Genomic DNA, 25,799 nt, shown 5'->3' on the forward strand with positions numbered 1-25,799 from the left:
GTACAACGTGGCTAAGCGGTTCTACCGCTTAGCCGTTGGACAGGCTACTCCTTTAAATTTAACCAAAGAAGTTGACGTTGTGTAAGTTGTCAATGGCTTTGATTTCGGCGAGGGCTTGGTCGACATCACGAGAATCAATTTCGATGATCATGATGGCCTTTTCACCCGCATTTTCTCGTGTGACGTTCATTTGGGCGATATTGATGTCGTGTTTTGAAAGTCTATCTGTCACTTTAGCGATCATGCCAGGTAAATCTTGATGGACGATGATTAGTGTTGGTGTGTTCATATTCAGGGCAACGTCAAAGCCGTTGAGCTCAGTTACCTGGATATTGCCGCCACCGATAGAAATGCCTTTGATCGACATGGACTTGGTCTCAGACTTGATGATAATCTTAGCCGTATTGGGGTGGTCAGCTTTTTCGTCTTTGTGAATATGCCAAAAGACTTTAATGCCAGCCTTATCGGCAATTTCCAAAGAATCTGGAATCCTAGGATCATTTGTCTCCATGCCCAGAATCCCCGCCACTAGCGCCAAGTCTGTTCCATGGCCACGATAGGTTTTAGCGAAGGACTGATAAAGATGAAACTCGACTTCGGTCGGCTGCTCACCGAAAATCGAGTGCACAATTTTACCGATGCGAACCGCACCGGCAGTGTGTGAGCTTGAAGGGCCAATCATGACGGGGCCCATGATATCAAAAACGGATTTAAATTTGAGGTGTCTCATCTGATTATCTCCAAAAGTTGTTGCGGGTGGGCAATCAGAATATCGCTACCCGCATTTTTTAGCTCGGTCTCATCACCAAATCCCCAGAGCACACCGATCGTTTTTGCGACCTTATTTTCCTGGCCGCCGATAATGTCGTACTCACGATCCCCGATCATGGCAGAGGTGTTAGGAGTAGATTGTGATAGGTCCAACGATTTTTTGAGGACAAGCGTTTTAGAGTGTGCTTGGGGTGTGTTGCCAAAGATGCCTTTAAAGTGTTGCGATAACTTGAGTCCTGCCAGCATGTTCTGCGCGACATCTTCTTTTTTAGAGGTCGCGATGAAGAGGTTGTAGTCCAAGCGCTGTAGCGTCTCCAAGGTCTCTAAAATCCCGTCGTAGGGCTCAGCCTCTAGCATACCTTTTGCCGCATAGTATTTGCGATAAGTCACGATGGCTTTTTCGGCCCATGCGTCATCACCATTTGCGAGGGTTGCAAAAGTTGTTTCAAGGGGTGGCCCGATAAACGTGTTTAACTCAGCATCAGATAACTGAGGATGCCCCATTTCATCAAATGTATATCGAAAACTATTAAGGATCCCTCTGGAACTTTCCAGAATCGTCCCATCTAAATCAAAGAATAAATTTTTTAATGTCATAGCTCTATTTTATCACGATATGGGCGGATTTGATATGGGAAATGGTTGATTTATGGATAGGTTAATTTGGGGAGTTAGGAAGTTTATGATATATTGGCGTATTCTCATTTTTAGATTGCAAAGTGAGTGGGAGATGATGAGAGACTCTCTTTTTTGTGCAGTGATAGAGAGGTGGTTTTGTATAAAATGTTAAAATATAATTAATAAAGCATGAGGAGCTATGAAGAATGAAGTGGATTAATCATTTGAATAAGTCAATCAATTATATTGAGGCACATTTAACAGATGAAATTGACTTGGAGAAATTATCACAGCTTGCTTGTTGTTCAACATTTCATTTTCAAAGGATGTTTTCCTACATTGCAGAAATACCATTGTCAGAATATATTCGCAGAAGAAGAATGTCACGTGCAGCGTTTGATTTACAAAATAGTTCAGAAAAAATTAGTGATATAGCTTTGAAATATGGTTATGAGTCGCCGACCGCTTTCAATCGTGCCTTTCAGACAATTCACGGTGTGGCCCCATCCGTTGCAAGAAGTGAGGGAACGAAACTAAAAGCCTATCCACCGATTTCTTTTACACTCTCTATTAAAGGGGAGTCAGAATTAAATTATCGAATTGAAAATAAAGCTACTTTTAAGGTTGTGGGATTTAGTGAGCATTATCAAGTTGAGATACAAGAAAATTTTAAAGCCATTCCCATGTTTTGGGGGAAAATTGCACAAGAAGGTCTAATGCTCCAACTTGTGAGTCAAATGTCGTGTCAACCGTTTGGTGTATTAGGGGTCAGCACTTGTATGGATGGTAAAACTTTTGATTATTATATTGCTGTTGCTAGTGAAAATGAGACACCAATTGGTATGGTAGACACGATTGTCCCTGCTTCTAAGTGGGCGATTTTTGAGTGTATTGGTGCTTTACCTCATGCTTTACAAGACTTGCAAAGGCGAATTATCACGGAGTGGCTGCCAAGTTCTGGTTATGAATATGCTGATGCACCAGATATTGAAGTCTATACAGAAGGTAATCAGCAGGCTGAGGATTACAGATGTGAAGTTTGGCTGCCGATAAAAAAAGGAGGTGACTAAGATGATTCATTTAGTTTATTGTGATGACAAAGAAAAGGTCTTAGAGAAGATTTTGTCTGGTGAAAAAACGATGATTGTACGTGGTGCAGCTGGTCGGAAAATTCCGCATAGTCGAGTCTTTGAAGGTGAAACTTTATATTTTATAAAAAAGGGAACAAAAGATATTGCGACAAAAGCGCGTGTGAAATCAGTTCAGAACTTTGTTAAATTAACTGATGAAGAGATTACAACAAGGCTTGAAGAGCATCAGGATAAGTTGGCATTATCAGACAAACAAAAGACGAGATGGCATAAGAAGTGTTTGTGTCTGGTTGAGTTTGAGGCTGTTGAAGCTATTTCACCGCTAGAATTTGAACGTCAAGGCAATATGGATGACTGGCTGATTTTAGAGAAAATTGAGGATGTTGTGGTGGGGACAAGTTTACCCTATGATTATAAAAATGCTAAGTTTAAATCATAAGTAGCAGTGATTTTGAATCTTAACAATTCATAAAATGACAAAAGTGACATTAAAAAATAGACTATACATGATTTCAATGACATTAAAATCGTTCATAGTCTATTTTTATAGTGTTTCTCCAGCTACTAACTTTTCCAGACCCTCTGCCGTTTCGAGGATTAATCGCCCATCGTTATCAATGCGGACAGCCTTACCACTTAATATTTTCTGACTACATTGGACCTGAATGGTTTGGTTCAGATCACTAAAATGTGCCCGATAATCATCAAGGAATTTGCCATCTAGGTAAGTGTCGTAGAGGTTTAAAAACTGATCGATCAGAGCAGCCGCAACTTGGTTACGAGAAATTGCGAGCTGGCTGGTGAGGTAGCCTAGTTCAGTCTGTTTATTGGTCAAATTTAACCCGATCCCGACGACGAGCGCTGAGTAGGTCTGTGTTTCAAAATTGACAATGGCTTCGGTTAGAATACCACCAACTTTTTGCCCTTGATAATAAATATTATTAATCCATTTGAAGTCCAAATCAATGTCAAATAGCGCTTTAACCGTTCTACCGACGGCGACAGCGAGACTGGTCGCAAGCAAATGTGGCACGACTTGTTGATCAGGATCGACTGGGAGCGCAAAGCTGAGGTATAAGCCTGTTTGAGCAGGCGAGTCAAAGACTCGACCGAAATGGCCGGTCCCTCTTGTCTGGATATTGGCGATAATCACAGTTGGTTCAGTCACATCGCCATTGACTAGTCCTTGCTTGGCATAGACATTGGTTGAAGGCAGACTGTCAAAAACTTGGACTGTGATATCATGCTCCAGGTCATGGCTAATCCCTGCGGCACTCATTTTTTCATCTGGAATATAGCGATAGCCCTTGCCAGGACCACGCTGACTCTCAATTGTAAAACCATCAGCAGTTAGTTTGGCGATTGCCTTCCAAATCGCTGCACGCGAAAGATTCAGGCTAGCGGCTAATTCTTGGCCAGAGACCCATTCATTTTCATGGTTGATGAGTAGATTTAAAATGATTTCAGCTGTTGAAGTTGTCATACTTCATTTTAACATAAATATCTTAAACGCTTATCGGATAATATCATTATTTTTAATCACGCATCCCTTGTCAGTAACCCTTTGTTTGCCCTAAATGACTTGCTAATGATTCTAGTTAAAATAGAGATGTGCGTGTAGGTGACAGCCAGGATTGAAGGGCTGTTGGCAAGTAGAACAAGCAGATAAGTGACGATAAACATTACCTGTCATTTGGGAGCGGCAATTGCCACACATGACGCTTAATTTGTGCCAAGGATTTGGTATAAACTCATGATCCTTTATGGCATTATGACAAAGATAGCAGGCAAAATATTGTTGACAGCTAGCACACTGATTAGCGACAACATCATTTTCGCCATGCCAATGCTGACAGCGACCAGATTTGTCAACTTGTAAACCAAATATCTCAGGCATTTAAAAACTTTCCGAATCGTGTGTGTAAGGCGACTGTGATCGTACTTGCAACAATTGCTTTAATGACATCACCTGGCATATAAGTTAACTGTAAAAATAGCGATTTGCTTAACGGCATCTTTGTGACGAGTGTTAGACCAATAGCGCCCATGCCATCAATGAAAAGCACACCGAAGACCAAGATGATGACCAACACACTCAAAAAATTCAAGCGATTTAACTGTTTAAGTTTTGCGACACTGAAGCCAATCAAGCCTGCGCCAACAGGGTATGCCCACAAGTAACCAGCAGTTGCACCAAAGAAACGTGCGAATCCACCAGAACCACCGGTTAGAACAGGTAAACCGAGCATGGCAAGCAATAAAAGTAGGGCTACTGTGATAAACCCTTTGCGCCCGCCAAGTAAAGCACCTGCGAGCATGATGCCTAGATTTTGAATGGTTATGGGAACAAGCGGTAGCGGAATAATCGGAATATAAGCTATGACAATAAGTGCAGCTAAGACAATAGCTGATAGGGTAAGGTGACGTGTTTTCATAAATCCTCCTAATTGTAAACATAATATAAATAATAGGTATACAATTGTTAGTATAGAGAATAATGTCGTCCGTGTCAAGTAGCAATTGGCAGTAATAAATGGCAAAAATTGGCAGTCACTTTTAGATTAGTAGTTGATTTATAGATTAAAAAAATTATACAATTTTAGAAATATGATACAGGATGTTTTCTGTTATAATGTAATTTATGAATAAAAAGTGCATAAAAGGGTTAGTTGCGCTAACCGTCTTAATATCAATTGTCGTCGCATGGAACATCCGAAAAAATTCGGATGCTAATGGGAATAACGGACAATTAAGCATCAAAACGTCGTCAGAGGCAGCACATCAAGCCAAAATTGATAAAAAAATCGTCAAGACCTATCAACCAACGCGAGAAATTGCAGCCATTACAGAGAAAATCGGATTTACCGAAAAAGGGCGCGTGATATTTTATGCGTCAAATCCACAACTGTTAGATGCAGCAGACTTTAATGCAGAGGTACCTGATAGTTATGATACCAATGCCACTTTGGGTTACTATAATCATCGCAAAATTTTCCTTTATCGGATCAAAAATCAAGATTTAGAAGATATCGTTGAAGTCACTGCAGCACATGAAGCTTTACATGCTGACTGGTATCGCTTGACCTGCCAAGAGCGACGAGAACTCATGCCACTTTTGGAAGAAGATTATGCCAAAATCAAAACGGAGAAAACGGAAAAACTGTTAGCGGATTATGCTAAGTTTGAATTAGGACAGCGTGATAATGAATTACATTCCTTTTTAGGAACTGAGTATCGTCATCTGTCACCGAAATTGGAAAAACATTATGCCAAGTATTTTAAAAATAGAGAAAAAATCGTGACCATGTATGAAAACTATCAATCTAAGTTTGATGCTTTAGAACAAAAGTCAACGCAATTATCAGCTGAAACAACATCTTTAAAAGAACAAATTGATAGCGATCTGTCCCAATATGAGACTGACCTTACCAATGTCAATTCAGAAATTGATGCTTTTAATAGTCGGTCACAAAATAAAGCGTATGCTAGTGAATCAGAGTTTATTGCAGATAGAGATAGTTTGCAACAAAAGGTATCCGAATTGACAGAGCGGCAAATACAAATCTCTAGCGTTGTCGATCAATATAATGCCAAAACAGATGAACTCAATCGGATCGCCTTGAAATCATCAGAATTCAACAAAAGTATTAACTCAAAAGCGATCATGCCAAATCAAGTGCCTAAGGCATCGTGATGATGGTGCGTCATGTTAAACAAAATCAAGCTAAGGCTTGGTTTTTTTTGAGTTAAAAAAAGCCCCAAGTTAAGAACTTGAGACTCATAATATAAGTCAGTAACATTAATTTTAACTCACACGAATCGTATCGCCTAAGACCATGATGACTTGATCATTTGAAATAGGTTTCAATTTGATCTTGTTACCATAAGCTGCGATGATCTCCTGTGCTTCTTCTTCAAAGGGTTCGTTGGTGGCATGAGGCAAGGTATAAAAATCAACTAGATTAAGCCCTTCTGTACTAGTTAAGTTTGGTGCTTTTTTAGTACTATCCATGGCTGAGATATAAGCAATATCAGGTGAGGTAATGATCGAACCTGCTGATTCTCCGATATAGAGCTTTCCTTGATTGATCTGGTCGATGATGAGTTGATCAGCACCTGTTCGTTTTAATTCTTGGAGGAGAAAGAAGGAGTTGCCACCTGAAACGTAAATATAATCATTCTGGGTGAGCTTGCTTTGGATATCACTTGGTGAAGCTGTCGAGACTTCAAGTTCATCGATCGTTAAACCTAGTGACTCAAAAGCTGCTTTAGCTGATAGGACATAGCCATCATAGTCTTGCGGGACATTAGCAGTTGGAATAAAGGTTACAACTTTTCCAGCTAATTTTTCGCCGATAAATGCTGGCAAACGGTTGGCAACATCGTCAAATGATGAGCTGAGAAATAATTTTTTCATGCGTTAAACTCCCTAATTTAGTGTGCCTATAGGCTACTTTATGCTTAATACCAGTATAACATAACAGAGGTCTGAGGACTCATCTTGATAGATCTAAACCTGTTGTTGCCAGTAGTTCACACGTATTTTTCAAAAGTGCCCTTACCTAGCAATCCGCCGGTAAATCTGCTATACTAGAATAGTTAATGACGCCCTTCAAAGCGATTGATTAACGGGGAGTAGCTTTTCGTGCTCCTAAATAAAATTTGATGGGAGGATTATTATTTTGCAAAATGATAATTCAAAAACTCGTGTCGTTGTCGGCATGAGTGGTGGTGTGGATTCTAGTGTCACAGCGCTTTTGCTCAAGGAGCAGGGCTATGATGTGATCGGGATCTTCATGAAAAACTGGGATGATACCGATGATTTTGGTGTCTGTACAGCGACGGAAGATTATAAAGACGTGGCTTTAGTGGCAGACCAGATCGGCATCCCCTACTATACGGTTAACTTCGAAAAAGAGTACTGGGATCGCGTATTCGAGTACTTCTTAGCAGAGTACCGTGCAGGTCGGACGCCAAATCCAGACGTCATGTGTAACAAGGAAATTAAGTTTAAAGCTTTCCTTGATTACGCTATTGAACTTGGTGCAGATTACGTGGCGACAGGACATTACGCCCAAGTCACACGTGATGACAATGGTATCGTCCACATGTTACGCGGCGCTGATGATAATAAAGATCAGACTTATTTCCTCAGCCAATTGTCACAAGAACAGCTCCAAAAAGTGATGTTTCCACTTGGTCATTTGGGAAAGCCTGAAGTCCGTAAAATTGCGGAACGCGCAGTCCTTGCCACAGCTAAGAAAAAAGACTCAACAGGTGTTTGTTTCATCGGTGAAAAGAATTTCAAACAATTCCTCAGCCAATACTTACCAGCTCAAAAAGGTCGTATGATGACCTTTGAAGGCCGTGATATGGGTGAACATGCTGGTCTTATGTACTATACAATTGGTCAACGTGGTGGTCTTGGTATCGGTGGACAACACGGTGGCGATAACGAACCTTGGTTTGTTGTCGGTAAAGATTTGTCACAAAATATTCTTTATGTGGGACAAGGATTCCACAATGAAGCCTTGTATTCAACCAGCCTTGATGCCAGTGATTTATCTTTTACACGTGATATGCCAGATACTTTTGACATGCACTGCACGGCTAAGTTTCGTTACCGTCAAGCTGATACAGGTGTGACGATGAAAGTCAATGGTGACAAGGTTACAGTTGTCTTTGACGAACCCGTTCGTGCCATTACACCAGGTCAAGCTGTTGTCTTCTATGATGGCGCAGAATGTCTGGGCGGTGCGATGATCGACCACGCTTATAAAAATGAACAAGTCATGCAATATCAATAAATATGAAAGAAAATCGTTTGGGAGAACTTTCCCAGACGATTTTTTGCATGAAGAAATTTGAATAAAAATTTTTGAGGATGAAAAAGAAACAATACAATTTCGTGTTGTTTCCCTAAATTTAAGTAGGCTATAAAAAAATCCATCACATGAGAATGATGGATTTTCAGGATTTGATTAAGGATAGAAGAGACGTATCAGGATACCACCCATGATCAGAACGATGGCACCGCAGAGGCGATTGCCCATTTGGGCGAAGGCGATCATTTCCATCCGGTCGGATGCGGATAGAACGGCAATATTACCTGTGCCACCCATGGAGTTATTAATCATACCAGCGCCAATGGCTGTTTCCACTGGATACATACCAAGTATTTTACCTAGGAACCAGCTCGCCAGTCCCATGGCAACAACACTTGTTAAGCAAAGGATGACAAATTGCCAAGTCAAGGCTGAAGCCAAGGTTTTTAAGTCGATCAAGGCCAAACCTATCCCAGCTAAAACAGCATGAGTCAGATTGGTCATGACAACTTCATTAAACATGATAACAGATTCTTCCAATTGTTTTGGCACGGTATTTGTTGCTTTGATGATAAAGACGATGATAATCATAAAGGCATATTCGTGAACTTTTGGAAAGAAGTTGTTGAGTAGGCAACCCACCATCAGCAGTGTGAAGGCAAAGAGCATACCGACACCGATGCGTTGGGCATCAAGTTTAATTTTTGGTCGCTCAAGTTCTTCTTTAGTTGCTGAAATTAATGTCCCATGGCCATTGTATTTGGTGTTAGCAAAAACTTTTGAAATAGACAGGGCACCAATAATCGCCATAATGTTCCCGAAAGTCACCGCAGGTGCGAGTTGTGAGAAGATAGCGGCTTGGCTGCCGTGCGCTAGACCAGAGGCATAGATTTGAGACAGTGGTGTAATCCCCGCGCCCATACCACCTGCCATCATTGGCATTGAAACGTACATGACTGAGTGTGCAAAACCTTTGCTGAGCAACATCCCCATGCCACCGACTGCAAAAAATCCGATGACCATTGTAACCAAAGTGACAGGGATAAATTTAGTAGAGGCTTTAATCAATAGCTTGCGATTCATGCCTAAAATAGAGCCACAAATCAGTGCTGCGATATAAAAATCAAGAAAGCCAAATTGACCACCCATGAATTTACCAACGGCTCCAATCACGTTCTTAGGAATGACGTGGCCAAAAGATAGGAGCGTTGCCCCAATCAAGGTAAAAACTGATCCGCCACCAAGATAGGAGTTGACAATAGGGAGTTTTTCACCAATATAGTATAGGAGATGACCCAAGACGACTAGTAAGAGGGTGATCCCCACCATATTAAGTGGGAGTTTGCCAAGTGCGATCACACTTGCAAGAATCACGATAAAAAAGGCGTAGAGGGGCAAAGGAATTCCTGAAATTTTGATAGTTTTTAAATCTTTCATTTTCTCTTCTCTTAGGTCCTCTTAGTATTCTGGATACCATTTGAGGTCTTGAACGGCTTTAGACATATCAGTTTCTTCAGCTTGGGCTAAACCTTGTTTTTGTGCCATTTTAGCGACAGCTTCAGCGACTTTGATTGAAACATCTGCCACATATTGGAATGGTGGGAGAACAGGCGCACCTGGTTGTTTTAAGTCTACCATACCGCTCAAGGAATGTGCTGCTGCGCCGATCATTTCATCTGTCAAGAGTGACGCTTCAGATGCTAACATCCCAAGTCCTAGACCAGGATAGATCAAAGCGTTATTGGCTTGACCAATTTCGTAGTCAACACCTTGATAGTGAACAGTACCTGAAGGAACACCTGTTGCAACAAAGGCTTTACCGTCAGACCATTCGATCACTTGTTCAGCAGTTGCTTCCAATTTTTTGGTTGGGTTTGAAATTGGGAAAATAACTGGGCGTTCAGTGTTAGCACACATGGCTTCAACAACTTCTTGTGTGAAGGCACCTGGATCAGTTGATGTTCCGACTAAAATAGTTGGTTTAACGGTTTTAACAACAGTGAGTAGATCTGTCATGTCGCCAGCATTTTCAAAGTCTGCACGTTTTTTAGCAAATGGTTTTTGAGCTGGAGTTAAGTCTGTCATGTCATCAAAGAGGAGGCCTTGTTTGTCGATCATGAAGAAACGTTGGTAAGCTTCAGCTTCTGAAAGTCCTTCGCTGACCATTTCTGCATGCACACGACTCGCGATCCCCGCACCAGCAGATCCGCCACCATAACATAGATAAACTTGATCAGTTAATTTGCCACCTGTGATATCAAGTGCACCAAAGACACCACCGAGCACGACAATACCTGTTCCTTGAATGTCATCATTAAAGGTTGGGATGACTTTTTTGTATTTGTCTAAAATGGTTGCAGCATTTGAGCGGCCGAAATCTTCCCAATGCAAGTAAAGTTTAGGGAACATTTCTTCAGCAGTTGTGACAAATTGATCGATAAAGTCATAATATTGATCCCCGTAAAGACGTTCTTGATGATTACCGAGGTACAATGAATCTTTGAGTAATTCTTCTCTATTTGTGCCAGCATCGATAACGATTGGTAGAACAGACGCAGGATCAATACCAGCTGCTGCTGTATAGATCATCAATTTACCGACTGAAATATCCACACCTTGTGTGCCCCAGTCTCCAATACCTAAGATCCCTTCCGCATCCGTTACAACAATGAGACGGATTTTACGGTCGCCTGCAGCATTTTTCAAAGTTTCTGCAATGTTTTCTGGGTGGTTGGTATCGAGGTAAGCAGCATATTGTGTATCCACAAAGAGGTGGCTGTAGTTTTCGATGGTGTCCGCAATGATTGGATCGTAAACGATTGGGTTAAATTCAACGATGTGTTGGTTGAAGAGGTAGTAGAACAAAGTCCGATTAGTATTGAAAATTTCCATTAAGAAATGACGTTTTTCCAAGTCGTTGGGTTTCATCAAATAATGTTGATACGTTTGTTCAGCTTGTTCTTCGATGGTTTGAACATGGGGCGGTAAAATACCAATCAGGCCAAGTTCTTGACGTTCTGCCATAGTAAAGGCTGTCCCTTTATTTAAGAACGGGTTGTTTAAAATGTCGTGTGCACGCATATGTGTCTCCTCTATTAGTTATAAAATATTTTTTATATTGGCTAGTTTACACCCTATAAAATCTTATAGTCAACTCACTTGGCTACGATAAATTTTATTTATAACAAATAAGCCATGATATGTTAAAATGGTCAAAAGGGGAACGTTTGAACATGAATTTACGAGATTTTGAATATTTTGATGCCTTAGCAGATTTATTATCTTACACACAGGTGGCCCATCAATTTGATGTCAGTCAGCCAACGATTAGCTATGCTATTAAACGTTTAGAACAGCACTATGCTTGTGATTTAATCAAGAAAGATCCATCGCATCGAACGGTTCAGTTGACGCGTGAAGGGGCGATTTTAAAGGCGCATATCCATCATATTCTGGACGAGTTCATGACGGTGGAAAGAGCGATCGAGCATGCCAAGAAAAAGCAAACGCTTGTCGGATTTCCACCGATTATCAGGGCCAGAGTCCTATCGAAATTATTGAGAGAAAAAGAAGCCGTCAACTTTATCGCAAATTTTGATTTGATTTCAGGTGGTTCAAATGAACTGCTGTCAAAATTATTATCTGGTCGGCTTGATTTTAGTTTGATTGGTAGCGTTGCGCCCCTGGTTCATCCAAATCTAACAGTGCAAGCCTTGGATCAACGTGAATTTTATATTTTCGCATCTCAAGATAATCCCTTATCCCAAAAGTCTGAAATTTCATTTGAAGAAGCCCTGGATTATCCGTTCATTCTATTAGAAGAAAGTTTTGTCCACGCCAAAGCTTTTCAAAATCTCAAGGACAAGTATCAAAAGGATGCCAAAGTCTTACTGCATTTTTCTGATGTGCAAACGATTGGCCAACTGGTCAAGTCGAATATCGGGATTACCTTAATGACGGATTTCCTACCCTTTAGGGATATGGAAAACTTGGTCAAGATACCTTTAGCAGCTAAGGATAAAGAAATCTTTTATGTACAGTATGCTTATCTGAAAACTGCTGTCCTCAATGAAGATCTGCAACAATTGGTTGCCATGCTAGATAAGCTAGCTAAAGTCGAAGATACCTTGAGATAAGCGCTACTCATGCTAGCTCTTTTCTGGTATAATCAAAGGTATGAATAATAACGATATTTTAATCCGACTGCGCTACACGTTTGACATTAAAGATAGTAATATGCTCGATATTTTTGCATTGGGTGGGTTGCCGCTCACGCTAGAAAAGCTCCGTGTCATCTTAAAAAAACAAGAGCTTGATACGGATCGTGATCAAGCCTTATCTCGCGAGAATTTGGAGCGTTTCTTAAATGGCTTCATCATTAGCCAAAGGGGTGTGAAACGTGATAAAGAAGGGCAGGAGGTGCCTGCGACCTTTGATATGACGGGCGATGCGCTGATTAACAATGTGACAATTAAGAAGATTAAGATCACTATGACTTATACGACGGATCATCTTCAGGATTTTCTGGCGCAATCAGGTAAAACGGTGTCGACGAGCGAGCTGTCTGCGATTTTGCGTAATAAAAATCACCGTAACTATAAACCTGCTGGCGATCAAATTTTGCGTAATATGCTGAAAGGCATGGCCTTGGATTATCGGGGTAAATCTTGAGTTGCGTAAAAATCTTGACCGACTAGGACAATTCTGCTAAAATATAAGTATCAATAATTCAAGGTAGTCAAGTACCAAGAAGAATAGCGTAGCTATTTTTCGTGTACTTGGCTTTTTGGTATGAAAATATAAAAAGAGGTAATCATGCAATTTCAAGAAAATTTTGATGTCATCGTCGTTGGTGCCGGTCATGCAGGAAGTGAAGCAGCACTAGCGTCTGCACGGATGGGTAGTAAGACACTGCTTGTCACGATTAATTTAAATATGGTCGCGTTCATGCCGTGTAATCCGTCAGTCGGTGGCTCGGCTAAAGGGATCGTCGTTCGCGAAATCGATGCGCTCGGTGGCGAGATGGGTCGCAACATCGACAAAACTTATATTCAAATGAAGATGCTCAATACTGGTAAAGGCCCTGCGGTTCGGGCGCTTCGCGCACAGGCGGATAAGGATTTGTATGCGCGTGAGATGAAAAAAACGATTGAGCAGACGGAAAATCTGACTTTGCGTCAAGCGGTAGTGGATGAAATTCTCGTAGAAGACGGTCAAATAACTGGGATTAAAACGTCAACGGGTACGATTTATACGGCGAAATCAGTTGTCATTACAACAGGGACAGCCCTTCGTGGTGAGATCATCATCGGTGAGCTCAAGTATTCGTCAGGTCCAAATAACTCCCTAGCTTCTATCGGTCTTGCTGACAATTTACGTGACTTGGGCTTTGAGATTGGTCGTTTTAAAACGGGTACGCCACCGCGCGTGAAGTCTAGTACCATTGATTACAGTAAAACGGAGATTCAACCAGGAGATGAGAAGCCAAATCACTTTAGTTTCTTATCAAAGGATGCGGATTATTTGACTGATCAAATTCCGTGTTGGTTGACCTATACGAAGAATGCGACGCATATGATCATTCAAGAGAATTTGCATCGTGCGCCGATGTTTTCAGGGATGGTTAAAGGTGTTGGGCCGCGTTATTGTCCGTCAATTGAGGATAAAATCGTGCGTTTTGCTGACAAGCCACGCCATCAACTGTTTTTAGAGCCTGAAGGCCGAGATACAGAAGAAGTTTACGTGCAAGGCTTGTCGACGTCGATGCCGGAAGATGTGCAGTTTGAGATGTTGCGCTCAATTCCAGGTTTGGAAAATGCGGAGATGATGCGTTCAGGTTATGCCATTGAGTATGATGTGGTTTTACCACACCAACTGCGTGCGACGCTTGAAACGAAATTGATTTCAGGCTTGTTCACGGCGGGTCAAACCAATGGAACGTCAGGCTATGAAGAAGCAGCAGGTCAAGGTTTAATTGCAGGGATCAATGCCGCGCTGAAGGCGCAAGGTAAACCTGAGTTTATTTTGAAACGTTCAGATGCCTATATCGGTGTGATGATTGATGACTTGGTAACGAAAGGAACGATTGAACCCTATCGTTTGTTGACAAGTCGTGCTGAGTACCGCTTGATTCTTCGCCATGATAATGCGGATATGCGGTTAACACCACTTGGCCGTGAGATCGGCTTGGTCTCTGATTACCGTTGGCATACTTTTGATATTAAAAAATATCAATATGAAAACGAACTATTGCGCCTGCAAAAAAATAAACTCAAGCCGATCGCTGAAACCAATGCTAAGATAGAAGCCTTAGGTTTCAAGCCTTTGACGGATGCCTTGACAGCAGCAGAGTTTATGCGCCGTCAAGAAATCACTTATGAGATTGCGACATCCTTCATCGGAGAAGCGCCAGAAGTTTTGGATGCGAAAATTATTGAATTAATCGAAACAGAAATTAAATATGAAGGCTATATCAAAAAAGCGACGGATCAAGTCGCTAAAATGCACCGTTTGGAAGCCAAACGCATTCCGAAAAATATTGACTGGGATGCTTTAGATAGCATTGCTACAGAAGCGCGTCAAAAATTTAAGAAAATCAATCCAGAAACGATTGGTCAAGCCAGTCGTATCTCAGGTGTCAATCCTGCGGATATTAGTATTTTGATGGTTTATTTGGAAGGTAAGTAAGACGTAATAAGCTCAGACTATCTGGGCTTTTTTCTATGGTATAATGGAAACGAAATACGTGTACCAAATGAGTCACAGTTCAAGATATTTGTTGCAATTTTACATAGAGTGCTATCAGATTCTTATGAAAGCTTGTAAGAAGGATTAAGTTTGAGTAATTTAAATATATATGCTTTAACATTGAAAATGAAATATTATACCAAATGACATAAAAATCGATAAAATATTGATATTTTGGTATAATTAACCTATTCTATGTCAGGAGAAACTATGTCTTATCAACCACTGTTCGACATCACAGACGATATGTTAAATAAAATCGTTGAAATAACAGAAATTGTAACAAAATTAACACTCACACAACCGCAAGCGTGTATTAGGTAAACCGCAAGAAATTAGAGAAGTACAAAATGCTTATCAAGCATATGAACTAATTTTTAAACTCAATCCTTATCAAGTCACTGACCTATTGCAAGCGCACGGCTATCTCATAGCTGATTTAGTAAAACGTTCAGGAGGCTTTCGTTTAGGTGATGTCGGTATTTATGATATTGCGGGAAATCTTGTGCATATGGGTGCACGTCCACAGTTTGTGAGCCATCTTGTTAATGAGTTACTTGAGTGGGGACAAAGTTCAGTTATTCCAGCCTTAATAAAGAGTAGCGTTGTGCATTATGAACTTGAAAAAATTCATCCTTTTGAAGATGGTAATGGCAGAATGGGACGGTTGTGGCAGAATTTGATTTTAGCACAAGATTACCCAATATTTGAATACCTGCCAATTGAAACGATGATTTATGAGCATCAAGAAAGCTATTATAAGGCTTTGAGTGATAACAAAAGTGCCACGCGATTCATTAATTTTATGCTTGATATTATTATGGAGACAATAAAAAATAGCGATATAACAAGCGATAAAATAGCGATAAAACAATTAAGTAAACCACAAACTGAATTTTACCATCTTATACGTGATTATTTACAAAAAAATGAGAGTGTGACGAGTGCTGAAGCACAAATATTATCAGGTAAATCAGCAGCAACAGTGCGTAATTATTTTGCGAAATTGGTTTCAAAAAACTTATTAGTCGCTCAAGGTGAGAATAAAGCCCGAAAATATTTTTTAGCAAACTAGGCCGAAAGAGAATGCATGGCGACCCACAGTATCAATTGGTGCACCAATTGGTGTCAGTGGTGCGATTGCAATCCGAGAATTGATGAAGAAAAACGAAAAGCTAAAAAAATCAGCACGTGTTAATAATCGAGCAGATTTTAAATTTACTTTTGAAGATGAGATCGATAAAGCATTAACAGATGGCTATACACAAAATCAAGATTTCTTTGGTGTTTTACTAAATAATGATAGTTTAAAAAAAGAAGTGCCCAGATTTTATAGATGATGTATATCAGAGCATGCAAGAATAAAGAAATAAAAAAATAATCAACTAATTCTATTGACTTAACCACAAAAACTATGATATACTAGAGAAGTTGAAAAGCAGAAAGCCCCCGCTTTCTCGCCAATACTGCGTAAGCTACTTGGCATGGAAATGAATTTATTCTCTGGATTCAGAGTTGATTTATAGCGGGCTTTCTACGGAAAGTCCGTTTTGTTTTTCAATGGAGAAGTTGGCTCATTTAGCCAGCAGAACATTTACAGTAATTGAGTTTTGATTACCTGAATTGATAGATTTCTATGAGTCAAGTAAGCAGCTCAACATCTTTAAGACAAGGAGAACAATCATAGCAAGAGAAAGAGTTACAATGAATCAGGCGATTCGTGCAAGCGAAGTTCGTTTGATCTCGGCAGATGGTGATCAACTCGGGATTACACCGACACGTGATGCGCTTAATCAAGCCATGGATCAAGATATGGACTTAGTGTTGATCTCAGCACAAGCGACACCGCCTGTTGCCAAAATTATGGATTTTACAAAATTCAAGTTTGAGCAAAAGAAAAAACTGAAAGAACAAAAGAAAAATCAGGCTGTTGTCACAGTCAAAGAAGTTCGTTTGTCTCCAGTTATTGACCAAAATGACTTTGATACAAAATTGCGTCAAGCAACTAAATTCCTTGAAAAAGGCAACAAAGTTAAGGTTTCTATTCGATTTAAAGGTCGGATGATTACCCATAAAGAAGTTGGTCAAAAAGTCTTGGACGATTTCGTTATCGCAACCCAAGACATTGCCCACGTTGAACAACGTGCCAAAATGGATGGTCGTCAAATGTTTATGCAATTGGCACCAGGCGAGAAAAAGAAATAAACACTAAAATTTTAGAGGAGATTTGAGAAATGCCAAAACAAAAATCACACCGCGCTTCAGCAAAACGTTTTAAACGTACTGGTTCTGGAGGCTTGAAACGTTTTAAAGCCTATACAAGCCACCGTTTCCACGGGAAAACTAAAAAACAACGTCGTCACCTTCGTAAAGCTGGTATGGTATCAACTGGTGACTACAAACGTATCCGTAAAATGGTTTACTCTCTTAAATAATAGAGAGCTGAATCAAGCATAGACTACATTAAACTAAGATATAATAAGGAGAACTATAAATGGCTCGTGTTAAAGGTGGCGTTGTAAGCCGCAAACGTCGTAAACGTGTACTGAAACTTGCGAAAGGTTACTATGGCGCAAAACATACTTTGTTCCGTACTGCTAAAGAACAAGTAATGAACTCATATAACTATGCGTTCCGTGACCGTCGTCAAAAGAAACGTGATTTCCGTAAATTGTGGATTGCACGTATCAATGCAGCTGCACGTATCAACGGATTGTCATATTCTAAATTGATGCATGGTTTGAAATTAGCTGAAATTGAAGTTAACCGTAAAATGTTAGCTGATCTTGCAGTTAATGATGCAGCAGCTTTCGCAGCTTTGGCTGACGCTTCTAAAAAAGCTTTGGCTAAATAAGCAAGACTATTAAAAAAGCAAGCTTCGGCTTGTTTTTTTGAATTTAGAGTCGAGTATCATGCTCGATTTTTTTGTTTTGCTGAAAAATATCATGATTTTTTTCAGTTTATGTATAATACCTTTTACTTTTTGTGCTATAATAAATTTGTAAACAAATAATTTGTACTTTGTCTGTCAATCTGTTAAGTGCTAAAATTTGAAAGGAATTGAGTCGCCACTTTTTAAAAGAAGTTGACTCAGAAAACAACTATGATAACCTTAACCACCTGTCCGTTGAAGCAAACCTATTTTGTTTCAGATATCAAAGGCGATCCTGACAGTAGAAAACACCTGCAAAATCTTGGTTTTGTCAAAAATGCGCGTGTTGCGGTTATGAATCGTGATAAAAATAATGGCGTTATCCTCATCCACAACTCCCGTGTGGCGCTAGACAACACCATTTTAGATAATATTGCCCTATCTAAGGAACTCATCGGTCATGGGAATCTTGCCAAGCTGTCATCGATGAAACCCGGTCAAACGGCCATGGTTTTAAGTGTCGCCGTAAATCATCCCAAAGATCCTGCCGATGCGGCACTGAAACGTCGCTTGCTGGACATGGGTGTGACACGCGGTACTCGGATCTTTGTCAGAAAAGTTGCACCCTTAGGCGATCCTATGGAGTTACACGTCAGGGGATATGAATTAACCCTGCGGAAAAATGAAGCGGAAAAAGTAGAAGTGAGCGTACTAGAAAATGACTGATAACAAACGATTTGCGCTGGTCGGCAATCCAAACTCTGGTAAGACATCAACTTTTAACCTCCTGACGGGCTCTAATCAGTATGTCGGAAACTGGCCAGGCGTGACGGTTGAACGGAAATCTGGAAAATACGCTAAAGATAAGACCATTATCATCCAAGATTTACCCGGCATTTATTCCCTATCACCTTTCACACCAGAAGAAAATGTCACAAGAGATTACCTTCTATCTGATGATTATGATGTAATTATCAACGTCGTTGATGCCACGAATATTGAGCGCAATCTTTACCTGACGACGCAACTGATCGAAATCGGCAAACCAGTCGTCATCGCTCTCAACATGACCGATCTCCTGATCAAACATGATATTTTCATCAACACGGAAAAACTCTCGTATTCATTAGGCGTCCCTGTTGTCAACATCTCAGCCCTCAAAAATCAGGGCTTTGAGGAACTCGTCTCGCTCAGTCAAAAAGCAAGGCCCCCACAAGTCGAACTCCATTATGACGAACGCTTTGAAGCGAGTTTGGCGGAGTTAGCGAGCGCCACGCACGTGAGCAACCGCTTCGAGCTTATCAAGGTTTTTGAAAATGACGAAAAAATAATAGAACGCGTGGCCTTATCAGCAAAACAAGCTGAGGAAGTCTCTGACATTATAGCGATTGCTGAAGATATTTTTCTGGATGATCGACAAAGTATCGTTGTTAATGAACGCTACCAATACTTAACGAGCCTAGCTGCCATGGTTGAAAGTCGCTCGAAAGGGGTTCGCTTTAACTTTTCAGATAAGATTGACCAGTTCGTCACGTCTAGAATTTTTGGGTTTCCATTCTTTCTCTTTGCCATGTGGGCAGTTTATTATGTCAGCATCCAGACGGTTGGGATCATGGGGACGGATTTTGTCAATGAAAAACTTTTTGGCGAGATTGTCCCGCAGTATGCGCAAAGTTTACTTGATGCGCTACATATTGCGCCGATTGGTCAGAGTTTGATTTTAGATGGGATTATCGCTGGTGTCGGCTCTGTCCTTGGTTTTGTGCCACAGATTTTTGTTCTCTTTATCTGTTTAGGGATTCTGGAAGATTCAGGTTATATGAGTCGGGTCGCTTTCGTTATGGACCGGATTTTCCGTCGCTTTGGTCTATCTGGTAAATCTTTTATTCCCATGTTGATCGCGACAGGTTGTGGGATTCCGGGTGTCATGGCATCTCGGACGATTGAAAATGAACGAGATCGCCGCATTACGATTATGGTCACAACTTTCATGCCGTGTTCCGCTAAGTTACCGATTATCGCCTTGGTCGCTGGTTCACTTTTCCCTAATAATTCCTTGATCGCTCCAAGTGCTTATTTCGTAGGTATCTTTACGATTGTTATCAGTGGGATTATGCTGAAAAAGACCAAGTTATTAGGCGGATCAGTTACACCCTTTATCATGGAGTTGCCAAATTATCATCTGCCCAAGTGGTCAAGTGTTTTACGCTATGCTTGGGAAAAGGGCTTGAGCTTTATCAAGCGTGCAGGGACAATTATCCTTGCCATGACCATCTTGCTTTGGTTCTTGACGACCTTTAATTTCCGCTTACAGGTTGTGGATACGGAACAATCCATTTTAGCCGGCATTGGCCGTGTCATTATGCCATTATTTGTACCATTAGGCTGGACATCTTGGCAGGCAACGGTTTCAACCTTTACAGGTTTACTTGCCAAAGAAACGCTTGTGTCTACTATGGGTGTCCTCTACCATGCCAAGGGTAGCGCAGCACTCAACACTGCCATGCAAAGTAATTTCACAGCCTTATCTGCCTACACGTTACTTTTGTTTAACCTACTCTGTGCACCGTGTTTTGCGGCGATCGGTGCCATCTATCGTGAGATGGGTACGGCAAAATGGACGGGAATTGCGGTTGGTTTCCAGTGTGCGATTGCCTATATCTTTAGTTTTATCGTCTATCAGCTGGGTCATGCCTTTGTCACGGGTCAAGTGGGTATCCTTGCTGTGCTTGCTGTTCTGATGTTAGGGCTGGGCGGCTATCTTGTCTTTAGAAAACCAGTTTATCAAGCGCCTCAATTGGCAGAAAGTGTGACTATATGAATATCCAAACGATTGTCATTTTTGCCCTAGCCATCGCAGGTGCGGGCTATGCCTTTTATAAATTCATCAAGTCACGTGGTGCTTGTGAAGATTGCGGCTGTTCTTGTCCAGTTAAAGAGCAGATGAAATAAAACATATTCAAACTAATGTTTGAATATGCTTTTTCTTTATGTTAAACTAAAGATTATCAAATGAACGTTTGAATAATAGGAGGACTAGAAAATGCGTGAAGATAGTTGTGAGATAACATGTTTTGATGAAGAAAAGGTTCAAGTGGTCCAAGAATCACTAGCGGCCTATGATACTTTTTCGATTAGTCAGCTCTTCAAAGTGTTAGCAGATGAACGACGTCTTAAAATTTTGTATGCCTTGACAACACAAGAGAGACTTTGTGTTTGTGATGTCGCTCTTATCATCGGCGCGACGGTAGCGACAACGTCTCATCACTTGCGCGCCTTGCGTAAGTTGTCAATTCTGACCCATGAAAAAGTGGGTAAAATGGTTTACTATCAACTTAACAATCCAATCATTGAACGGCTTGTTTTAGATGCCATGACGCAAGAAAAAGAGGTGGTCACCTATGGCTAAATCAGAGACAAGGCGTTACCGGCTGACAGGACTATCCTGTACAAGTTGCTCGGCCAAGTTTGAGAAAAATGTGCAGGAACTGGAAGGGGTTAGTGAAGCCAAAGTCAATTACGGTGCTGCTAAATTAACCGTTACGGGTCAGGCAAGTATTGCTGAGCTAGAACAAGCTGGAGCATTTGACAATATCAAGGTCAAACCGGAACAAGAAATAGACACTGAAGCAAGGCATCAGAAACCCGCTTTCTGGCGCGAGAATCGTAGCCAATTGATTGCGGCAGTTTTGATTGTCTTGGCTTTTGTCAGCCAGTTGACCATGATCGGAGAACCGCATTTTCTGACAGCAAGTCTGTTTATCGCAGCTATCATCATTGGCGGTTATGCCCTATTTATCGAAGGCATCAAAGATCTCATCAAGTTTGACTTTTCAATGGCAACCTTGATGACCATTGCCATAATTGGTGCGGCCTTGATTGGTGACTTTGCTGAAGGTGCGATTGTCGTGATTCTTTTTGCCATCAGTGAAACGCTTGAGCGTTATGCCGCTGATCGTGCTCGCCAATCCATTTCTAGCTTGGTCAAGGTAGCGCCAAAAGTCGCAACGATTCGCCGCAATGACCTTGAGCAGACGATTGCAGTACAGGACATTCAAATCAATGATGTTATGCTGATTAAGCCTGGTCAAAAAATTGCCATGGATGGTATCGTGATTAAAGGGGAGTCAACGGTTAATCAAGCCGCCATTACAGGGGAAGCTTTACCGGTTGATAAACAACTCTCAGACGAAGTCTTTGCAGGAACCCTTAACGAAGCAGGTTACCTAGAAGTTCAAGTCACAAAACGTGCAGCAGATACAACCCTTGCGAAAATTATCCAACTCGTCGAAGCAGCCCAGGGCGAACGCGCACCAGCCCAAGCTTTTGTTGACAAGTTTGCAAAAATCTACACCCCATTCATCATCTTATTAGCGACCTTAATCATCATCCTCCCACCCTTATTTTTCGGTGGCGACTGGCAGAGATGGTTCTACCAAGGTCTATCCGTCCTAGTCGTCGGCTGTCCGTGCTCTTTAGTCATTTCAACTCCAGTTTCTATCGTGTCGGCCATTGGCAACGCTGCGCGTCATGGTGTCTTAGTTAAAGGCGGGATCTATTTAGAAGAAATGGGAAAACTTCAAGCCATTGCCTTTGATAAAACGGGTACGCTAACAGAAGGTAAGCCTACAGTGACTGACTTTGTTGTGCTAGATGACCAGTTTGAAGCAACTGATCTACTTCAGAAAATCTCAGCCTTGGAAATCTATTCTCAACATCCTCTTGCCTCTGCTATCGTAGCACTCAGCCAAAAACGAGGCATTGATGCGACACCGATTAGCATTGAGAATTTCAAGTCACTCACGGGTCGTGGTGTACAGGGGGATATATATGGCATCACCTACTTGATTGGTAGTCCAACATTGTTTGTATCGGATTCGAAAATTGATACCATTAAACAAGATTTCCACCGAAAAAGTAAAACAGTGATCTATTTCGGTACAAGTGATCAAGTGCTAGCTGTTATTGGCCTGCAAGATGCCGTGCGTCAAAACAGTCGCCAAACCATACAAGCCTTACAAACACTGGGCGTTAAAGAGACGGTCATGTTGACAGGAGATAATCAAGCCACAGCAGATCAGATTGGCCGAGAAGTTGGCGTATCAGCAGTCAAGGCAAACCTAATGCCAACAGATAAATTAAAAGAGATTCAGGCCTTACAAGCGACTTTCGGTCGGGTTGCTATGATTGGGGATGGCGTGAATGATGCACCAGCCTTAGCTATGGCAAATGTTGGGATTGCTATGGGTGTCGCTGGAACGGATACGGCATTGGAAACAGCAGATATCACCTTGATGGGCGATGATTTAGCAAGACTACCTTTTATCGTCAGACTGAGCCGCAGCACTTTAAGAACCATTAAACAGAATATTACTTTTTCATTAGCCCTGAAAGTAATTGCTTTGTTACTGGTGATTCCAGGGTGGTTGACACTTTGGATAGCCATTCTAGCCGACATGGGCGCAACGATTTTAGTGACCTTGAATGGGATTCGCTTGATGCGTGTGAAGTAGTTGTTATAGGCAAAAAGACTTGTTTTGGCGACCTTAAAAAAATAAAATGAGTAAAATAGAGTATTTCGCTCATAATAAATGTTTTTTTCGCTTGACAACTTGTCAGAATAATCGTAAAATTAGAACAATAGCAGAAGAAGTAGCGAGATAATAGGACTTTCAGGGACTTGTCGGTGATTGCGAGACAAGAGTTCGATCACGTGAATGGGCTGCAATGTGTGAGCTGATCTAGAGATGAGTTCAATCTTGGTTCGAAACGATAAGAATCACGTAGGTGCCCGATATCGCACAATCCCTTGCTTGAGGGAGATGAGATGTAGAGAAATGCTATTTCAGATAGGTTTTTTCGCTACAAATTGAGGTGGCACCGCGTGTGATAACGTCCTCGACGAAAGTTAAGTCTTTCGTCGAGGACTTTTTGTATAGAAAGAGCAAGTTTATGACTTTAAAAAAAACGATTAACGCAGACATTATCACACCAATTCTAGCTTATTTGAGATTGGAGTTGAAACACAAGCTGATCTTGGAATCCATTCCACGTGAAAAGGAAAATTCACGCTACTCCATGATTGCTTACAATCCTGTGCATGAAATTAAGTTTGAAAATGGCGTGTTGACGGATAATGGTCAGGTCAAAACAGGTGATCCACTCGATTATCTGGGTGAGTTGACTGTTAAAAATACTGAGGCTTCAAGCCTACCATTTACGGGCGGAGCCATTGGTTTTGTGAGTTATGACACCATTTCCTTCTATGAATATATCGGGGAGATTCCTGAGGATGTGATTGGGACGCCGGATTTGCATTTTTTCCTATATGAGTCATATCTGATTTTCGACCATAAAAAGGAGCAGATTACGATCGTCGAGTCGGATATTTACAGTGGGCGCTCGGAACTTGATCAGGAATTGGCCATGGCCTTGGTGCTGTCAAACCTGACGCGACCGCATAAAAATGAATTTGAAACAGTTAAGCTCAATCCTTTATCATTTACGAGTAATACGGCAAAGGCAGAGTTTATGGGGATGGTTGAGCAGGCGCAGACTTATATCAAAAATGGCGATATGTTCCAGATCGTTCTCAGTCAACGTTTGACGAGCCAGATTACGGGCAATCCCTTTGATTACTATCGCAATCTACGCCTGACCAATCCGTCAAATTACCTGTATTTCCTAGATTTTGGCGATTATCAAATCATGGGTGCCAGTCCTGAAAGTCTCGTGTCTGTCAAAAATGGCGTGGTGACAACTAATCCGATTGCGGGAACACGACCGCGCGGCGCTGATGAGGCAGAAGATGATGCCTTATCCAAAGATTTGCTAGGGGATCAAAAAGAAGTCGCGGAGCATCGGATGCTAGTCGACCTAGGCCGTAATGACATCGGGAAGATTTCTAAAGTTGGTACGGTCAAAGTAACTAAATACATGGAAGTTGAGTATTTCCGCTATGTTATGCACCTGACCAGCGTTGTCAAAGGGGAGCTTTTAGATAGCGTTTCTAGCCTAGATGCCCTCAAGTCAACCTTGCCGGCAGGGACCGTATCAGGCGCACCAAAAATCCGCGCCATGCAACGGATTTACGAGTTAGAAAAAACAAAACGTGGCATTTATGCAGGTGCCATCGGCTATCTGTCGAGCAACTCAGATATGGATTTCGCCATCGCCCTGAGAACAATGGTTCTAAAAGATGGCAAAGCACACGCCCAAGCAGGCGCCGGTATCGTCTTTGACAGCGTCCCAGAAAACGAATATCAGGAAACCCTGAACAAGGCCAAAGCCATGACCAAGATTGGAGAAAGTAATGATTTTATTAGTTGATAACTACGATAGTTTTACCTATAATTTAGCCCAATACATCGGCGAATTTTCCGAAGTTAAGGTTTTGCGAAATGACGACCGAGACCTCTACGACGTGGCCGAGGCGGCAGATAAAATCGTCTTTTCACCAGGACCTGGTTGGCCTGCTGACGCCGGCAGAATGGAAGAGATGATCCGTGACTTTGCCGGCAAGAAACCAATCCTAGGTATCTGTCTCGGACATCAAGCTATTGCTGAAGTATTTGGTGGCAAATTAGATTTGGCGCAACGTATCATGCACGGCAAAACTTCCATGGCTGAAAGGTTGCAAGATACACCATTATTGGCAGGCATTCCCAAAACGCATGAAATCATGCGCTATCATTCCATCGTGATTTCAGAGATGCCAGCAGATTTTGATATCTTATCGAAAACAACTGATGACCACGAAATTATGGCGATACAACATAAAACCCTACAGATTTTTGGGATGCAATATCATCCAGAAAGTATTGGCACGCCTGATGGGCTTAAGATGATTGAGAATTTTGTGGGGTTGTGAGCGTA

At 41.4% G+C, this 25,799-nt stretch carries 26 protein-coding genes and 1 pseudogene; 19 read left to right on the forward strand and 8 right to left on the reverse strand.

Annotated features, from left to right (window positions below):
• Nucleotides 1–58: 58 nt before the first annotated feature.
• Nucleotides 59–730 carry an L-serine ammonia-lyase, iron-sulfur-dependent subunit beta gene (sdaAB, locus tag LRA01S_RS02030; RefSeq protein WP_061773984.1) on the reverse strand — a complete coding sequence of 224 codons (672 nt, stop codon included), beginning with the start codon at nucleotides 728–730 and terminating at the stop codon, nucleotides 59–61.
• On the reverse strand, nucleotides 727–1,368 hold the full coding sequence (locus tag LRA01S_RS02035; RefSeq protein ID WP_061773985.1) for an HAD hydrolase-like protein: 642 nt from the start codon (nucleotides 1,366–1,368) through the stop codon (nucleotides 727–729). The genes sdaAB and LRA01S_RS02035 overlap by 4 nt, the downstream gene beginning before the upstream one ends.
• A 227-nt stretch (nucleotides 1,369–1,595) precedes the next feature.
• Here LRA01S_RS02035 and LRA01S_RS02040 point away from each other — a divergent pair, with 227 nt between their 5' ends.
• Nucleotides 1,596–2,459 carry an AraC family transcriptional regulator gene (locus tag LRA01S_RS02040; protein WP_061773986.1) on the forward strand — a complete coding sequence of 288 codons (864 nt, stop codon included), beginning with the start codon at nucleotides 1,596–1,598 and terminating at the stop codon, nucleotides 2,457–2,459.
• 1 nt (nucleotide 2,460) lies between these two features.
• The gene (locus LRA01S_RS02045) at nucleotides 2,461–2,919 is read left to right on the forward strand and encodes a hypothetical protein (RefSeq protein WP_061773987.1); all 459 of its coding nucleotides are present in this window, start codon (nucleotides 2,461–2,463) and stop codon (nucleotides 2,917–2,919) included.
• A 105-nt stretch (nucleotides 2,920–3,024) separates the two neighbouring features.
• Here LRA01S_RS02045 and LRA01S_RS02050 read toward each other — a convergent pair whose 3' ends face one another.
• From LRA01S_RS02050 to LRA01S_RS02055, 3 genes are all read right to left on the reverse strand, one after another.
• Nucleotides 3,025–3,963 carry a biotin--[acetyl-CoA-carboxylase] ligase gene (locus tag LRA01S_RS02050; RefSeq protein WP_061773988.1) on the reverse strand — a complete coding sequence of 313 codons (939 nt, stop codon included), beginning with the start codon at nucleotides 3,961–3,963 and terminating at the stop codon, nucleotides 3,025–3,027.
• 111 nt (nucleotides 3,964–4,074) lie between these two features.
• Entirely contained in the window at nucleotides 4,075–4,377 is a 303-nt protein-coding gene (locus LRA01S_RS10725; protein ID WP_082785352.1) for a CHY zinc finger protein, read from the reverse strand.
• Nucleotides 4,370–4,915 carry a biotin transporter BioY gene (locus LRA01S_RS02055; RefSeq protein ID WP_061773989.1) on the reverse strand — a complete coding sequence of 182 codons (546 nt, stop codon included), beginning with the start codon at nucleotides 4,913–4,915 and terminating at the stop codon, nucleotides 4,370–4,372. Before LRA01S_RS02055 ends, LRA01S_RS10725 begins: the two co-directional genes overlap by 8 nt.
• Nucleotides 4,916–5,121: 206 nt before the next feature.
• Between LRA01S_RS02055 and LRA01S_RS02060 the strand changes: the two genes are divergently transcribed.
• Nucleotides 5,122–6,174: a hypothetical protein gene (locus LRA01S_RS02060; RefSeq protein WP_061773990.1), complete on the forward strand. Its 1,053-nt coding sequence runs from the start codon at nucleotides 5,122–5,124 to the stop codon at nucleotides 6,172–6,174.
• A 111-nt stretch (nucleotides 6,175–6,285) separates the two neighbouring features.
• Here LRA01S_RS02060 and LRA01S_RS02065 read toward each other — a convergent pair whose 3' ends face one another.
• Complete coding sequence (locus tag LRA01S_RS02065; RefSeq protein ID WP_061773991.1) at nucleotides 6,286–6,897, reverse strand: peptidase E; 612 nt, start codon at nucleotides 6,895–6,897, stop codon at nucleotides 6,286–6,288.
• A gap of 265 nt (nucleotides 6,898–7,162) precedes the next feature.
• Here LRA01S_RS02065 and mnmA point away from each other — a divergent pair, with 265 nt between their 5' ends.
• A complete protein-coding gene (gene mnmA, locus LRA01S_RS02070; RefSeq protein ID WP_144259869.1) occupies nucleotides 7,163–8,287 on the forward strand; it encodes a tRNA 2-thiouridine(34) synthase MnmA in 1,125 nt (374 codons plus the stop codon).
• A gap of 174 nt (nucleotides 8,288–8,461) precedes the next feature.
• Here mnmA and LRA01S_RS02075 read toward each other — a convergent pair whose 3' ends face one another.
• Complete coding sequence (locus LRA01S_RS02075) at nucleotides 8,462–9,742, reverse strand: 2-hydroxycarboxylate transporter family protein (protein WP_061773992.1); 1,281 nt, start codon at nucleotides 9,740–9,742, stop codon at nucleotides 8,462–8,464.
• 21 nt (nucleotides 9,743–9,763) lie between these two features.
• Nucleotides 9,764–11,386, reverse strand: a complete 1,623-nt coding sequence (locus tag LRA01S_RS02080; protein WP_061773993.1) for a malolactic enzyme — start codon at nucleotides 11,384–11,386, stop codon at nucleotides 9,764–9,766.
• A 152-nt stretch (nucleotides 11,387–11,538) separates the two neighbouring features.
• Here LRA01S_RS02080 and LRA01S_RS02085 point away from each other — a divergent pair, with 152 nt between their 5' ends.
• The 15 genes and pseudogenes from LRA01S_RS02085 to LRA01S_RS02150 all read left to right on the forward strand — a co-directional run bounded on the left by LRA01S_RS02085 (nucleotide 11,539) and on the right by LRA01S_RS02150 (nucleotide 25,794).
• Nucleotides 11,539–12,441, forward strand: a complete 903-nt coding sequence (locus LRA01S_RS02085; protein WP_061773994.1) for a LysR family transcriptional regulator — start codon at nucleotides 11,539–11,541, stop codon at nucleotides 12,439–12,441.
• A 40-nt stretch (nucleotides 12,442–12,481) separates the two neighbouring features.
• The gene (locus LRA01S_RS02090) at nucleotides 12,482–12,976 is read left to right on the forward strand and encodes a YehS family protein (RefSeq protein WP_061773995.1); all 495 of its coding nucleotides are present in this window, start codon (nucleotides 12,482–12,484) and stop codon (nucleotides 12,974–12,976) included.
• Nucleotides 12,977–13,120: 144 nt separating this feature from the next.
• Nucleotides 13,121–14,992 carry a tRNA uridine-5-carboxymethylaminomethyl(34) synthesis enzyme MnmG gene (gene mnmG / locus LRA01S_RS02095; protein ID WP_061773996.1) on the forward strand — a complete coding sequence of 624 codons (1,872 nt, stop codon included), beginning with the start codon at nucleotides 13,121–13,123 and terminating at the stop codon, nucleotides 14,990–14,992.
• Nucleotides 14,993–15,461: 469 nt separating this feature from the next.
• Entirely contained in the window at nucleotides 15,462–16,127 is a 666-nt protein-coding gene (locus LRA01S_RS02100) for a Fic family protein (RefSeq protein ID WP_061773997.1), read from the forward strand.
• A gap of 43 nt (nucleotides 16,128–16,170) precedes the next feature.
• Nucleotides 16,171–16,417 (forward strand): annotated as a pseudogene (locus tag LRA01S_RS02105) (hypothetical protein); the annotation flags it as partial.
• A 339-nt stretch (nucleotides 16,418–16,756) separates the two neighbouring features.
• Complete coding sequence (infC, locus tag LRA01S_RS02110) at nucleotides 16,757–17,257, forward strand: translation initiation factor IF-3 (RefSeq protein ID WP_003140677.1); 501 nt, start codon at nucleotides 16,757–16,759, stop codon at nucleotides 17,255–17,257.
• A 29-nt stretch (nucleotides 17,258–17,286) separates the two neighbouring features.
• Nucleotides 17,287–17,487 (forward strand): 50S ribosomal protein L35, encoded by a 201-nt coding sequence (gene rpmI, locus LRA01S_RS02115; protein WP_003140675.1) that lies wholly within the window; start codon nucleotides 17,287–17,289, stop codon nucleotides 17,485–17,487.
• 59 nt (nucleotides 17,488–17,546) lie between these two features.
• Complete coding sequence (rplT, locus tag LRA01S_RS02120) at nucleotides 17,547–17,906, forward strand: 50S ribosomal protein L20 (RefSeq protein ID WP_061773999.1); 360 nt, start codon at nucleotides 17,547–17,549, stop codon at nucleotides 17,904–17,906.
• Between the two features lie 249 nt (nucleotides 17,907–18,155).
• Entirely contained in the window at nucleotides 18,156–18,650 is a 495-nt protein-coding gene (locus LRA01S_RS02125) for a FeoA family protein (RefSeq protein ID WP_061774000.1), read from the forward strand.
• Nucleotides 18,643–20,745, forward strand: a complete 2,103-nt coding sequence (gene feoB, locus LRA01S_RS02130; protein WP_061774001.1) for a ferrous iron transport protein B — start codon at nucleotides 18,643–18,645, stop codon at nucleotides 20,743–20,745. Before LRA01S_RS02125 ends, feoB begins: the two co-directional genes overlap by 8 nt.
• Nucleotides 20,742–20,876 (forward strand): FeoB-associated Cys-rich membrane protein, encoded by a 135-nt coding sequence (locus tag LRA01S_RS10885; protein ID WP_096039351.1) that lies wholly within the window; start codon nucleotides 20,742–20,744, stop codon nucleotides 20,874–20,876. The genes feoB and LRA01S_RS10885 overlap by 4 nt, the downstream gene beginning before the upstream one ends.
• A 91-nt stretch (nucleotides 20,877–20,967) precedes the next feature.
• Complete coding sequence (locus LRA01S_RS02135; RefSeq protein WP_061774002.1) at nucleotides 20,968–21,333, forward strand: ArsR/SmtB family transcription factor; 366 nt, start codon at nucleotides 20,968–20,970, stop codon at nucleotides 21,331–21,333.
• Nucleotides 21,326–23,437: a heavy metal translocating P-type ATPase gene (locus tag LRA01S_RS02140; protein WP_061774003.1), complete on the forward strand. Its 2,112-nt coding sequence runs from the start codon at nucleotides 21,326–21,328 to the stop codon at nucleotides 23,435–23,437. Before LRA01S_RS02135 ends, LRA01S_RS02140 begins: the two co-directional genes overlap by 8 nt.
• A 439-nt stretch (nucleotides 23,438–23,876) precedes the next feature.
• The gene (gene trpE / locus LRA01S_RS02145) at nucleotides 23,877–25,253 is read left to right on the forward strand and encodes an anthranilate synthase component I (RefSeq protein ID WP_061774004.1); all 1,377 of its coding nucleotides are present in this window, start codon (nucleotides 23,877–23,879) and stop codon (nucleotides 25,251–25,253) included.
• Complete coding sequence (locus LRA01S_RS02150) at nucleotides 25,237–25,794, forward strand: aminodeoxychorismate/anthranilate synthase component II (RefSeq protein ID WP_061774005.1); 558 nt, start codon at nucleotides 25,237–25,239, stop codon at nucleotides 25,792–25,794. The genes trpE and LRA01S_RS02150 overlap by 17 nt, the downstream gene beginning before the upstream one ends.
• The last annotated feature ends 5 nt before the right edge of the window (nucleotides 25,795–25,799 follow it).

The sequence above is a fragment of the Pseudolactococcus raffinolactis NBRC 100932 genome, from assembly GCF_001591765.1.
GTDB classification, from domain to species: domain Bacteria; phylum Bacillota; class Bacilli; order Lactobacillales; family Streptococcaceae; genus Pseudolactococcus; species Pseudolactococcus raffinolactis.

Bases quoted from the DNA above. Each gene is read 5' to 3' on its own strand.
- LRA01S_RS02075 (WP_061773992.1), bottom strand. From the start codon at position 9,742: ATGAAAGATTTAAAAACTATCAAAATTTCAGGAATTCCTTTGCCCCTC.
- LRA01S_RS02065 (WP_061773991.1), bottom strand. From the start codon at position 6,897: ATGAAAAAATTATTTCTCAGCTCATCATTTGACGATGTTGCCAACCGT.
- LRA01S_RS02035 (WP_061773985.1), bottom strand. From the start codon at position 1,368: ATGACATTAAAAAATTTATTCTTTGATTTAGATGGGACGATTCTGGAA.
- LRA01S_RS02150 (WP_061774005.1), top strand. From the start codon at position 25,237: ATGATTTTATTAGTTGATAACTACGATAGTTTTACCTATAATTTAGCC.
- trpE (WP_061774004.1), top strand. From the start codon at position 23,877: ATGACTTTAAAAAAAACGATTAACGCAGACATTATCACACCAATTCTA.
- LRA01S_RS02135 (WP_061774002.1), top strand. From the start codon at position 20,968: ATGCGTGAAGATAGTTGTGAGATAACATGTTTTGATGAAGAAAAGGTT.
- infC (WP_003140677.1), top strand. From the start codon at position 16,757: ATGAATCAGGCGATTCGTGCAAGCGAAGTTCGTTTGATCTCGGCAGAT.
- LRA01S_RS02080 (WP_061773993.1), bottom strand. From the start codon at position 11,386: ATGCGTGCACACGACATTTTAAACAACCCGTTCTTAAATAAAGGGACA.
- LRA01S_RS02060 (WP_061773990.1), top strand. From the start codon at position 5,122: ATGAATAAAAAGTGCATAAAAGGGTTAGTTGCGCTAACCGTCTTAATA.
- LRA01S_RS02085 (WP_061773994.1), top strand. From the start codon at position 11,539: ATGAATTTACGAGATTTTGAATATTTTGATGCCTTAGCAGATTTATTA.
- LRA01S_RS10885 (WP_096039351.1), top strand. From the start codon at position 20,742: ATGAATATCCAAACGATTGTCATTTTTGCCCTAGCCATCGCAGGTGCG.
- LRA01S_RS02140 (WP_061774003.1), top strand. From the start codon at position 21,326: ATGGCTAAATCAGAGACAAGGCGTTACCGGCTGACAGGACTATCCTGT.
- rpmI (WP_003140675.1), top strand. From the start codon at position 17,287: ATGCCAAAACAAAAATCACACCGCGCTTCAGCAAAACGTTTTAAACGT.
- LRA01S_RS02050 (WP_061773988.1), bottom strand. From the start codon at position 3,963: ATGACAACTTCAACAGCTGAAATCATTTTAAATCTACTCATCAACCAT.
- LRA01S_RS02055 (WP_061773989.1), bottom strand. From the start codon at position 4,915: ATGAAAACACGTCACCTTACCCTATCAGCTATTGTCTTAGCTGCACTT.
- mnmG (WP_061773996.1), top strand. From the start codon at position 13,121: ATGCAATTTCAAGAAAATTTTGATGTCATCGTCGTTGGTGCCGGTCAT.
- LRA01S_RS10725 (WP_082785352.1), bottom strand. From the start codon at position 4,377: ATGCCTGAGATATTTGGTTTACAAGTTGACAAATCTGGTCGCTGTCAG.
- LRA01S_RS02125 (WP_061774000.1), top strand. From the start codon at position 18,156: ATGATAACCTTAACCACCTGTCCGTTGAAGCAAACCTATTTTGTTTCA.
- feoB (WP_061774001.1), top strand. From the start codon at position 18,643: ATGACTGATAACAAACGATTTGCGCTGGTCGGCAATCCAAACTCTGGT.
- LRA01S_RS02090 (WP_061773995.1), top strand. From the start codon at position 12,482: ATGAATAATAACGATATTTTAATCCGACTGCGCTACACGTTTGACATT.
- sdaAB (WP_061773984.1), bottom strand. From the start codon at position 730: ATGAGACACCTCAAATTTAAATCCGTTTTTGATATCATGGGCCCCGTC.
- LRA01S_RS02045 (WP_061773987.1), top strand. From the start codon at position 2,461: ATGATTCATTTAGTTTATTGTGATGACAAAGAAAAGGTCTTAGAGAAG.
- LRA01S_RS02040 (WP_061773986.1), top strand. From the start codon at position 1,596: ATGAAGTGGATTAATCATTTGAATAAGTCAATCAATTATATTGAGGCA.
- rplT (WP_061773999.1), top strand. From the start codon at position 17,547: ATGGCTCGTGTTAAAGGTGGCGTTGTAAGCCGCAAACGTCGTAAACGT.